Below are 9383 nucleotides of genomic sequence, written 5' to 3'. Positions count from 1 at the left end.
CGACACGGGGGGCCGGGGCTGCCCGCCACCGATTCCGGCGATCGGGGGAAGATGTCGGGGATCCGGGCACCCCGGAGGACGGCGAGAGCATCGGAGTGGCGTGGACGGCGATCTCCCGGTGCCCGACTTCCGCCGCGTGTTCGACGCCGCCCCCACGCCGTTCCTGCTCCTGACGCCCGGCCTCGTCATCGTGCACGCCAACCAGGCCCGCCTCGACGCCACGGCGACCACCCTCGAGGCGACCGTCGGCCGGCACCTGTTCGACGCCTTCCCGATGAACCCCGACGACCCGCACGCCGACGGCCTGGCCAACCTGCGCGCGTCGCTGGAGCGGGCGCGCGACACCCGGCAGCCGCACACGATGGCGATCCAGAAGTACGACATCCGGCTGCCCGACGGCAGCTACGACGTGCGGTTCTGGAGCCCGCGCAACGTGCCGATCCTGGACGACGGCGGCGAGGTGGTGCTGCTGCTGCACCGCTCGGACGACGTCACCGACTACATCCGCGCCCGCGACGGGGTGCGCGCCGCCGCCGCGGAGGGGCGGCTGGACGACCGGGTCATGCAGGTGGAGTCCGACCTGCTCGCCCGCACCCGGGAGCTGGAGCAGAGCAACGCCCAGCTGTGGGCCCTGCGCGAGCGGGAGCAGCGCACCGCGCGCGCCCTCGCCGGGCTGGCGCGCACCGTCTCCGCGCTCGCCGCGGCGGAGACGCGGGCGGAGCTCCTCCGGCTGCTGGCCGACCTCGGCGGGCCCGGCGTCTCGGCCGACTTCCTCGCGGTGGCGCTGCACCGGCCGGACTCCCCGGACCTCACCGTGGTGGACGCCACGACCGGAGCCGACCGGCCGGACGCCCGTCCCCTGCCCGCCGACTCGGCCTCACCGCTGGCCGTCGCCGCCACGGGCCGCCCGGTGCTGGTGGCCGATGCCCGTGCCGCCGGCGCGCCCCCGCCCGCCCCCGGGCTGCAGGCCTGGGCCGCGCTGCCCCTGCGGGCCGCCGAACGCGTGCTCGGATCGCTGACCGTGGGCTGGCTCGGGCCGCAACCGCTCGAGGACGACGACGTCCGGGTGCTCGAGGCGTTCGCCGCCCAGTGCGGCCAGGCGCTGGACCGGGTCGCCCGGCTGGAGCAGGAACGCCGGCAGGCGCGGGCCACCCGCAGCCTCGCCGAGGCGCTCCAGCGCTCCATGCTCACCTCCCCGCCCCGGCCCGAGGGGCTGGACATCGCCGTCCGCTACCGGCCGGCCGCCCAGGAGGCCCGGGTGGGGGGCGACTGGTACGACGCCTTCCGCACACCCGACGGCGCCACCGCCCTGGTCGTCGGCGACGTCACCGGCCACGACCGGACGGCGGCCGCGCTCATGGGCCAGCTGCGCAACGTGCTCCGCGGCATCGCCCACGCCCTCGGCTCCGATCCCGCGCAGGTGCTGCAGTCCCTGGACCGCGCCATGGCCGGCCTGGGCATCAGCACGCTGGCCTCGGCGCTGGTGGCCCGGATCGAGTCGCCCCGCGGGCAGGCGGCCGGCAGCGAGCGGGTGCTGCGTTGGTCCAACGCCGGGCACCCGCCGCCGCTGCTGGTGGGGCCCGACGGCGCGGTGGAGCTGCTGGAGCGCCCGCGGAACCTGCTGCTCGGCGTCGTCCCCGATGCGCCCCGGTCGGAGCACACCCTCCCGCTCCCGCCCGGCGCCACCCTGGTGCTCTACACCGACGGGCTGGTGGAGCGACGCGGCTCGACGCTGGACGAGGGGCTGCACCGGCTGACCGCCGCGGCCGGCGACCTGCCCGACCTCCCGGTCGATGCGGTGGCGGACACGCTCCTGGCCCGCGCGGCGCCGGACTTCTCCGACGACGTCGCGCTCGTGGTCCTCCGCGTCGTGCCCGACGGTGGCCGAGCCGTCAGAGGCTGACCGCCACCGTCGCCGCCAGCTCGCGGCAGGCCTCCAGGTCCGCCGGGCCGGGCGCCCCGGTGAGGCTCAGCGGCGCCGCGACCTGCTTCCAGCGGAGCGCGCCGGTGATCCGCTCGATGCTGCGCAGCGCGCCGGCCGTGTCGTCGTTGCCGTGCACGTAGACGCCGAACGCCAGCCCGACCGTGGCGTCGAGGCACGGGTAGTAGACGGTGTCGAAGAAATGCTTGAGCGCCCCCGACATGTAGCCGATGTTGGCGGGGGTGCCCAGCAGCACCCCGTCGGCGGCGAGCAGGTCTGCCGGCCCGGCCGACAGCGCCGGCCGGACGGTCAGCTCGACGTCGTCGACGAGGGCGACGCCCTCCCGGACGGCGTCGAGCACCGCCTGCAGGGCCGGCGAGGGGGTGTGGTGGACCACGAGGAGACGGGACACCCCCGCATCATCCCGTCCCGGGGCGGGGACGGAGCTGCCGGTAGACGCGGGCCAGGTCGGGCAGCTGGACGTGGGCGTTCAGGCCGCTCGGGTTCGGGACCACCCAGGTGTCGGCGCCGCCCAGTCGTTCGGGCTGCCGGCCGACGGCCGCCTTGGGCCGGTCGAACCCCTGCCGCCACGCGGTGATGCCGAGGACCGCCAGCACCCGGGGCCGGTACCGGGCGACCAATTCCTCCAACGCGACTGCGCCGGCCCGCAGCTCCTCGGCGGAGAGCTCGGCGGCGGTCCGCGTGGGCCGGTCCACCACGTTGGTCACCCCGAGCCCGTAGTGCAGCAGCTCCCGGTCCTCGTCCGGGGTGAGCCGCCGCGGCGTGAACCCGGCGAGGTGGATCGCCGGCCAGAAGCGGTTGCCCGGCCGGGCGAAGTGGTGGCCACGCTCGGCGGACATCAGCGACGGGTTGATGCCGCAGAACAGCACGTCGAGCCCGGGCGCCACGATGTCGGGGACCGGCTTGCGGAGGACGGGGTCGTCGGACACGGGCTCGTCGGGCACCGCCCCATCCTGACCTGCGCCGCCTCCGCCCGCCTCGAGCTCCCCGTCGGGAAGGCTCCCGCCCCCCCGCTCAGTCGCGCCGGCGGTTCCCGCCCGGCACCGCGCCGGTGTCGGTGAGCTCGCGGGCGACGTCGACCAGCTTGCGGTTCAGCTCCTGGGACACCCGCGCGAGGACCCCGAACGCCTGATCGGCGGTGAGCCTGTGGCGCTCCATCAGGATGCCCTTGGCCTGCCCGATGACGTCGCGGTTCGCCATGCCGCTGCGCAGGTGGGACTCGTTCTCGGCGCCGGCCAGTGCCACCGCCGCGTGGCCGGCGAACATCTGGCCGATCTCCTCGCTCTCGGCGTCGAAGGCCCCGGGCGAGCGGGCGTAGAGGTTCAGCGCCCCCATCCGGTCGCCCTCGACGAAGAGCCGGAAGCACAGAATGCTGCTCGCGCCCAGGCGGGCCGCCTCGCGCCCGAAGTCGGGCCAGCGGCCGTCCGTGGCCGCGTCGTCGACCCGGAGCACCTTCTCCTCGGAGATCGCGTCCAGGCACGGCCCCTGTCCGAGCCGGCCCTGCAGCTCGTCGATCCGCTGCGCCAGCTCGCTGGTCGCCGCCCGGGGCTCGACCGTCGAGCGGGCGATGACATAGCTGATGCTGCAGTCGTCGACGTGCGGCACCGCGCCCACGGCGGCGTCGGTGATGGCGCGCAGCGTCGCCTCGACGTCGCCGTGCTCCTCCTGCAGCTGCCGGGCGACCTTGCTCATCTGCTCACCCAGGTGGTGCAGGCCCACGTCCCTCCCCCCGTGCTGGGTCATCCGACGACCCTAGCCGCCGGGTCCCGCTCCGGACAGTGACCGGAAGCCCTGCCGGAGGACGTCGCGACCGGCCGGGCCGTCAACGGTAGGACAGCAGGTGCCGCCTGCTCCCCGTCACGTGCGCGTGGTCGTTGAACGCCAGCAACGACAGCCCGCTCGACCCGGCCAGGACGCTGGTGACGCCGACGTTGACCGCCGCACGGTTGAGCGCGACGACACCGTCCGCCGGTGCCCCCAGCAGCGCGGCCACCACCGCGGCGATCACGCCGCCGGAGCTGACGACGACGGCGTCGCGGCCGGAGGGCAGCCCGGCGGCCAGGTCGTCGACGGCCGCCACCGCCCCGGTGGAGAAGGCCGGCCAGCCGTCGGCGTCGCCCGCGGCGATCCACGACCGGAGCGCGCCGTCGAGCAGCCGCTGCACCTCGCGCGAGCCGGACCCGTCCCCGGGACCGCCCTCCCCCGGGTACCGCTTGAGCAGGTCCAGGTGGTCGTACTCGTCGAACCGCGGATCGGCGTCGGCCCCGACCGGCCAGCCGGCGGCCCCCGCCAGCAGGGCGGCGGTGTCCTGCTGTCGGCGCAGCGTCCCGGAGACGACCAGCGGGTCGCGGAGCTCCCGCCGGCGCAGCTCCTCCCCCACGCAGCCGGCCTGTTCGCGGCCGAGGTCGCTGAGCACGTCGTAGTCGTCGGCACCGAAGGACGCCTGCCCGTGCCGGACGAGGCAGATCAGCGGCATCCGGCGAGCTTCTCCGCACGCTGGAGCAGGACCGCCGCCGCGATGCCGAAGGTGGCGAACCGCGGGTTGGTGCTGTGCCCGGAGCTGTACCGGGCCCAGATCTGCTGGATGATCACGGCGAGCCGGAACAGGCCGAAGACCTCGTAGAACGTCCAGTTCTCCGGCTGCAGACCGGTGCGGGCCAGGTACCGCTCGACCAGCTGCTCCCGGGTCGGCATGCCCGGCAGGATGCTCGGCTGGGTGGAGACCAGGCCGAACTCCTCGTCGTCGTCGGCGGTGACCCAGTAGGCCAGCGATGCGCCGAGGTCCATGAGCGGGTCGCCGACGGTGGCCATCTCCCAGTCCAGGACACCGGTGATGCGCGGCGTGCCGGACAGGTCGAGCACCAGGTTGTCCAGCTTCCAGTCGCCGTGCAGCAGGCTGGCGCGGACGTCCTCGGGCTGGTGGGCCGCCAGCCAGGCCATGAGCTCCTCGGCGGCGGGCACGTCGTCGGTGCGGGCGTCGCGGAACCGGCGCGACCAGCCCTCGACCTGCCGGCGCACGTAGCCGGGCCCCCGGCCCAGATCGGCCAGCCCGGCGGCGTCGACGTCGATCGAGTGCAGCTCGGCGAGGGTGTCGTAGGCGGTCTCACCCAGCACCCGCGCGCGGTCGGGCCCCAGCTCCACGTCCTCGGGCAGCTTCCGGGTCAGCACGATCCCGTGCAGCCGCTCCATCACGTAGAAGTCGCTGCCGATGACCGACGGGTCCTCGCAGAAGCCGTGGATCTGCGCGACCACGTCCAGGTGCGGCCGCAACCGCTGCTGGACGCGCACCTCGCGCCCCATGTCGTGGGCCGAGGCCGCCTTGTGGCCGTGCGGCGGCCGGCGCAGCACCAGGTCCAGGTCCCCGTAGTCCAGCAGGTAGGTCAGGTTGCTGGCGCCACCGGTGAACTGCTGCACGCGGGGCGCAGGGCGACCGTCGAGCGCCGGCACGCGCGGCGCCAGCCACGCGTGCACCGCCTCGACGTCGAAGGCGTCCTCGGGGCGGACATCACGCAGGCGGCTCGCGTTCTCGCTCATCGACCCCATCCCACCACGGGCGCGTGCGGCGCATCCAGCAGCGGTGCCCGGGACGGCGCGGACGCGTCATCGGCCGTTCGCGGACGGTGAGAGGCTGGCCGACGTCGCTGCTGCGGAACTGTTCCGGACCACATTCCCCGTCTAGCCTGGTCCACGGGTCGAAGCTCCGGCCCGGCGCACGCCCGACCGCGTGCAACGTGCGTTCGCAGCTACCGCTCCGGGGCACGGTCGTCAGGCGGGAGACCAGCCATGGCACCAGACGCCCGCTCGGCGATCCCTCCCCTGGACGCCGACCCGATCCCCTTCCACGTGTGCGTCGACCTGGTCGGCGGGACGGTGACCGTCTCCGGCGAGCTCGACCGCGAGAACGCCTCCCGTGTCCTGGAGGGGCTGTCCGCGCTGGCCGGCACCGGGCACCACCGCTGGGCGCTCGACGCCGCACAGGTGGTCTTCTGCGACGCCGCGGGCCTCCGCGCCCTGGTCACCGCGCACCACCTGGCCCGGAGGCACGGGAGCAGGCTGGTGCTCGAACGGCCGAGCCCGTGCCTGCACCGGCTGCTCCTGCTGGTCGGCCTGGACCAGATGCTCGAGCTGCGCCCCGCCGGGCCTGCGGCACCGCCGGCCGCCGGGGGCCACCGTCCGCTGCCGTCGGCCGGTCCGCTGCGGGCGGGGTACCCGACCCGCTCCGTGCCGACCCGGGTCTGAGCACCGCGGCTACTGGACCGGCGCGTCCGGCGGCGCCAGCCGGTGGGTGAGCTGCTCGTCCACCGACTCCACACCGGCGACGCCGGTCAGCGCCCCGAGGGTGCCCGGCGGTACCGAGCCGGTGATGATGCCGAGCCCGTCGAGGACCTGGTCCACCCGCATGCCGTGCGCGCGCAGGCCCTGCACCACGCCGTCGAGCGCGGCCAGGTGCCCGTCGTCCACGGTGATGCTGACGTCGGTCATGCAGCCGACGCTACGCGGGCCCGGCGCCGTCCGGAACCTGTCAGCGCGGAGCCACCGCCAGACCGCTGCCGACGTCGACCGACGGCTGGAGCAGCCGCTCGCTCTCCTGGCACAGGGTCGCCCAGAGCTCCAGCCCCCGGCGGCCGGTCGCCTCCGCCCAGAGCGCGGCGACCCCGGCCACGTGGGGCGTGGCCATGCTCGTACCGCTGATCGCTTGGTAGCGGACCGGCATCGGCCACGCGGAGAACACCTCCCAGCCGGGGCCGGCGATGTCCACCTGCCCCCCGCGGGACGGCAGGCTCCGGGCCGAGAAGTACCCCATCCCGTACGCCTGGTCGACCGCGCCGACGGCCATGATCTCCACGCTGTTGGCCGGGGCGCCGACGAAGCCGTCGTTCCCTGCCCGCCGGTCGGCGTTGTTGCCTGCGGCGGCGATCACGAGCGACCCCTGCTGCAGCGCCCGCCCGCCGGCGGCCGAGTAGGGCGGATGGGCCTCGACGACGTCGGCGCCCAGCGACATCGAGATGACCGGGCACCGGTTGGTCACCGCCCAGTTCATGCCCGCCAGGATCCCGGCGTCGGTGCCGTTGCCGTCGGTACCGAGGACCTTCCCGGCGTAGATCTCCGCCTCGGACGCGATGCCGTACCGGGGCCCGCCCGTCGGGGTCCGGGGCCCGCAGGCCGTGCCGATGCAGTGGGTGCCGTGGCCGTGACCGTCCTGGGCGTCCTCGCCGGCCACGAAGGAGCGCGCCGTCACGGCCCGGCCGGCGAAGTCGGGATGGGCGAGGTCGAAGCCGGTGTCGAGCACGGCGACCCGGATGCCCCGTCCGGAGCGGGAGGAGGTGTCCGCCCGGACGGCCTGCACGCCCCACGTCGCGAGGGGCGTGTCCGCGAACCGGGCGCTCGCCGCAGCCTCCGCCACGGCCTCCGGCGCGAGCAGCCGTCCGGTCACGTCGGCCACGCCGTCGCGGTAGCCCCGCACGTAGCCGCCTGCGTCGGCGAGGACGTGGTGGACGAGTTCGGGCGAGACCGACAGGACCCGCCGGGCCGACCGCTCCCGCAGTGCGTCGATCTGCTCCGGACCGGCCGCGACGACGGCGATGCCGAGGGCGGCGAAGACCGTGGCCCCCGCGTCCTGCAACGTCTGCGGGGGGATGTCGCCGTCGGCGAAGTCGCGGGAGTCGGCGACCCCTCGGACGCCGGCGCCGCTCCAGTCGATGCCGGCGTCGTCCCCCGGGTCGGCGAAGACGACGACCTGGCGTCCGGTCGCCCGGGCCATCGGCCCGACCGCCCCGTGCCGGACGCTCCCCGGATCCCTTGGCTCCCGCGGATCGATCACTGCTCCCCCTCGGCGCTCCGGCGGGCCGCCCGGTCACCTGCAACCGTCGGCACGCGACCGGAGACCCAGGGTGACCGAGGACGGGCCGTACCGCCATCCGGGCCCGTGCCCCCAGCATGTCCGGGGGCTGTGACATGTCCGGGAGCTGCGACCTGCCTGGCTCGGGCGGGTCAGCCCTGGACCACCGACGGGTCCATCCACATGACCTCCCAGACGTTGCCGTCCGGGTCGGCGAAGCTGGCGCCGTACATGACGCCGTGGTCCTGCGCCGGCAGCCACGGCTTGCCACCGGCGGCGATCGCCGTCGCGACGAGCCGGTCGACCTCCTCCCGGCTGCCGGCCGACAGGCAGTTCAGCACCGAGGTGGCCTGCGCCGGGTCGCCCACCTCACCGGTCACGAAGTCGGCGAACCGCTCCCGCGTCAGCAGCATCACGGCGATGTTCTCCTCGACGGCGTACGAGACGCACCGCTCGTCGGAGAACTGGTCGTTGCGCCGGAAGCCGAGCGCGCCGTAGAAGGCGTCGGCGCGGTCCCGGTCGGCGACCGGCAGGTTGACGAAGATCATGCGCACGGGGAACTCCTCGGTCGGTGCTGCGGTGCCCACCGTCCGGCCGGACGGCGGGCTCGCAGGGTGGACGCCCGAGGGACGGAGAACTCATCGGCCGGTGCGCCTCGGCCTGACGTGGCCGGCCCCGCGGCCGCGATCAGGCGGGGCGCTCGGCGGTGGCCGGGTCCGCGGACCGGGCGGCCACCTCACGCGGACCGGCCACCTCGTGCCCGTCGTCGCAGACCAGGGCGACGCGCACCCGCGCGCCGCAGTCGCGGTGCTCCAGGGTGAGCGGCGGTGGGCCGTCGGCGAGGTGGCGGTCGCCCCACTCCATGAGCGCCACGAGGGTGGGGTAGAGGTCCCGCCCCTTCCCGGTGAGCCGGTACTCGTGCCGCTGCCGCTCCCCCTCTGCCTGGTAGGGCTCGCGCCTGAGGACGCCCTCCTGCACGAGGGTGGCGAGCCGGTCGGTGAGCACCGCCTTGGGGATGCCGAGCGCCCGCTGCAGGTCGGCGAACCGGCGGACGCCGAGGAAGGTCTCGCGGAGCACGAGCAGGCTCCACTTCTCCCCCACCACCGCGAGCGTGCCGGCGACGGAGCAGCGGGACCGATCGAAGGAGGCGTCGCTCACAGTGTGAGCATAACCATGCTGGGTTCACTTGCCGAACCTTGTGCGACGGTGCAGAGTTCAGGGTGCGAACCCAGGAGGCGGACGGTCTCCGGCCGGCCCGCCCGGCCCCCTGCAGAGCTCGCAGAAGTACCACCGCTCTGATGGAGGACACGCCATGACCCGCATCCGCACCGCCCTCGCCCGCCGGCACGCCGAGCGCGCCCACCTGCGTCAGGAGCGCGCCCTCGCCTCGGCCCTCGCGACCGCCCCGACGCTCGAGTCCGCGCACGAGATCGCCGCCCTCGGCGCCCGCCGCTGAGCGACCTACCTGGCTCACCTCCTGTGGTGGGGGGGGGGGGGGGGGGGGGGGGGGGGGGGGGGGGGGGGGGGGGGGGGGGGGGGGGGGGGGGGGGGGGGGGGGGGGGGGGGGGGGGGGGGGGGGGGGGGGGGGGGGGGGGGGGGGGG

General features: G+C 75.5%; 12 protein-coding genes. 3 read left to right on the top strand and 9 right to left on the bottom strand.

What is annotated here, in order from left to right:
* The first annotated feature begins 100 nt into the window (after positions 1 to 100).
* Positions 101 to 1903 carry a SpoIIE family protein phosphatase gene (locus tag ACI79T_RS20430; RefSeq protein ID WP_456611924.1) on the top strand — a complete coding sequence of 601 codons (1803 nt, stop codon included), beginning with the start codon at positions 101 to 103 and terminating at the stop codon, positions 1901 to 1903.
* Here ACI79T_RS20430 and ACI79T_RS20425 read toward each other — a convergent pair.
* The 5 genes from ACI79T_RS20425 to ACI79T_RS20405 all read right to left on the bottom strand — a co-directional run bounded on the left by ACI79T_RS20425 (position 1893) and on the right by ACI79T_RS20405 (position 5476).
* Positions 1893 to 2333, bottom strand: a complete 441-nt coding sequence (locus ACI79T_RS20425; RefSeq protein ID WP_456611923.1) for a flavodoxin family protein — start codon at positions 2331 to 2333, stop codon at positions 1893 to 1895. The two genes, ACI79T_RS20430 and ACI79T_RS20425, sit on opposite strands and share 11 nt — an antisense overlap.
* Before the next feature lie 7 nt (positions 2334 to 2340).
* On the bottom strand, positions 2341 to 2886 hold the full coding sequence (gene mug / locus ACI79T_RS20420; RefSeq protein WP_456611922.1) for a G/U mismatch-specific DNA glycosylase: 546 nt from the start codon (positions 2884 to 2886) through the stop codon (positions 2341 to 2343).
* Positions 2887 to 2956: 70 nt separating this feature from the next.
* Entirely contained in the window at positions 2957 to 3685 is a 729-nt protein-coding gene (locus ACI79T_RS20415; protein WP_456611921.1) for a GAF and ANTAR domain-containing protein, read from the bottom strand.
* A 79-nt stretch (positions 3686 to 3764) separates the two neighbouring features.
* Positions 3765 to 4418: a histidine phosphatase family protein gene (locus tag ACI79T_RS20410; protein WP_456611920.1), complete on the bottom strand. Its 654-nt coding sequence runs from the start codon at positions 4416 to 4418 to the stop codon at positions 3765 to 3767.
* On the bottom strand, positions 4409 to 5476 hold the full coding sequence (locus tag ACI79T_RS20405; RefSeq protein WP_456611919.1) for a phosphotransferase family protein: 1068 nt from the start codon (positions 5474 to 5476) through the stop codon (positions 4409 to 4411). Before ACI79T_RS20405 ends, ACI79T_RS20410 begins: the two co-directional genes overlap by 10 nt.
* A 249-nt stretch (positions 5477 to 5725) precedes the next feature.
* Here ACI79T_RS20405 and ACI79T_RS20400 point away from each other — a divergent pair, with 249 nt between their 5' ends.
* Positions 5726 to 6181, top strand: coding sequence for an STAS domain-containing protein (locus tag ACI79T_RS20400; protein WP_456611918.1), 456 nt, complete (start codon positions 5726 to 5728; stop codon positions 6179 to 6181).
* Positions 6182 to 6190: 9 nt separating this feature from the next.
* Here ACI79T_RS20400 and ACI79T_RS20395 read toward each other — a convergent pair whose 3' ends face one another.
* From ACI79T_RS20395 to ACI79T_RS20380, 4 genes are all read right to left on the bottom strand, one after another.
* The gene (locus tag ACI79T_RS20395) at positions 6191 to 6424 is read right to left on the bottom strand and encodes a hypothetical protein (RefSeq protein ID WP_456611917.1); all 234 of its coding nucleotides are present in this window, start codon (positions 6422 to 6424) and stop codon (positions 6191 to 6193) included.
* 40 nt (positions 6425 to 6464) lie between these two features.
* Entirely contained in the window at positions 6465 to 7703 is a 1239-nt protein-coding gene (locus ACI79T_RS20390; RefSeq protein ID WP_456611916.1) for a S8 family serine peptidase, read from the bottom strand.
* Positions 7704 to 7933: 230 nt separating this feature from the next.
* Positions 7934 to 8329 carry a VOC family protein gene (locus tag ACI79T_RS20385; RefSeq protein WP_456611943.1) on the bottom strand — a complete coding sequence of 132 codons (396 nt, stop codon included), beginning with the start codon at positions 8327 to 8329 and terminating at the stop codon, positions 7934 to 7936.
* Positions 8330 to 8468: 139 nt separating this feature from the next.
* Positions 8469 to 8939 carry a winged helix-turn-helix transcriptional regulator gene (locus ACI79T_RS20380; protein ID WP_456611915.1) on the bottom strand — a complete coding sequence of 157 codons (471 nt, stop codon included), beginning with the start codon at positions 8937 to 8939 and terminating at the stop codon, positions 8469 to 8471.
* Between the two features lie 154 nt (positions 8940 to 9093).
* Between ACI79T_RS20380 and ACI79T_RS20375 the strand changes: the two genes are divergently transcribed.
* On the top strand, positions 9094 to 9237 hold the full coding sequence (locus tag ACI79T_RS20375; RefSeq protein ID WP_456611914.1) for a hypothetical protein: 144 nt from the start codon (positions 9094 to 9096) through the stop codon (positions 9235 to 9237).
* Positions 9238 to 9383: the final 146 nt, after the last annotated feature.

The organism is Blastococcus sp. SYSU DS0619, assembly GCF_054051035.1.
Note: the sequence above shows the minus strand (reverse complement) of the source record. Positions and strands in the feature narration are given on the sequence as shown.

Excerpts from the sequence above, each read along its gene's own strand:
- ACI79T_RS20405 (WP_456611919.1), bottom strand. The coding sequence starts at position 5,476 with ATGAGCGAGAACGCGAGCCGCCTGCGTGATGTCCGCCCCGAGGACGCC.
- ACI79T_RS20400 (WP_456611918.1), top strand. The coding sequence starts at position 5,726 with ATGGCACCAGACGCCCGCTCGGCGATCCCTCCCCTGGACGCCGACCCG.
- ACI79T_RS20415 (WP_456611921.1), bottom strand. The coding sequence starts at position 3,685 with ATGACCCAGCACGGGGGGAGGGACGTGGGCCTGCACCACCTGGGTGAG.
- ACI79T_RS20410 (WP_456611920.1), bottom strand. The coding sequence starts at position 4,418 with ATGCCGCTGATCTGCCTCGTCCGGCACGGGCAGGCGTCCTTCGGTGCC.
- ACI79T_RS20390 (WP_456611916.1), bottom strand. The coding sequence starts at position 7,703 with ATGGCCCGGGCGACCGGACGCCAGGTCGTCGTCTTCGCCGACCCGGGG.
- ACI79T_RS20395 (WP_456611917.1), bottom strand. The coding sequence starts at position 6,424 with ATGACCGACGTCAGCATCACCGTGGACGACGGGCACCTGGCCGCGCTC.
- ACI79T_RS20375 (WP_456611914.1), top strand. The coding sequence starts at position 9,094 with ATGACCCGCATCCGCACCGCCCTCGCCCGCCGGCACGCCGAGCGCGCC.
- ACI79T_RS20385 (WP_456611943.1), bottom strand. The coding sequence starts at position 8,329 with ATGATCTTCGTCAACCTGCCGGTCGCCGACCGGGACCGCGCCGACGCC.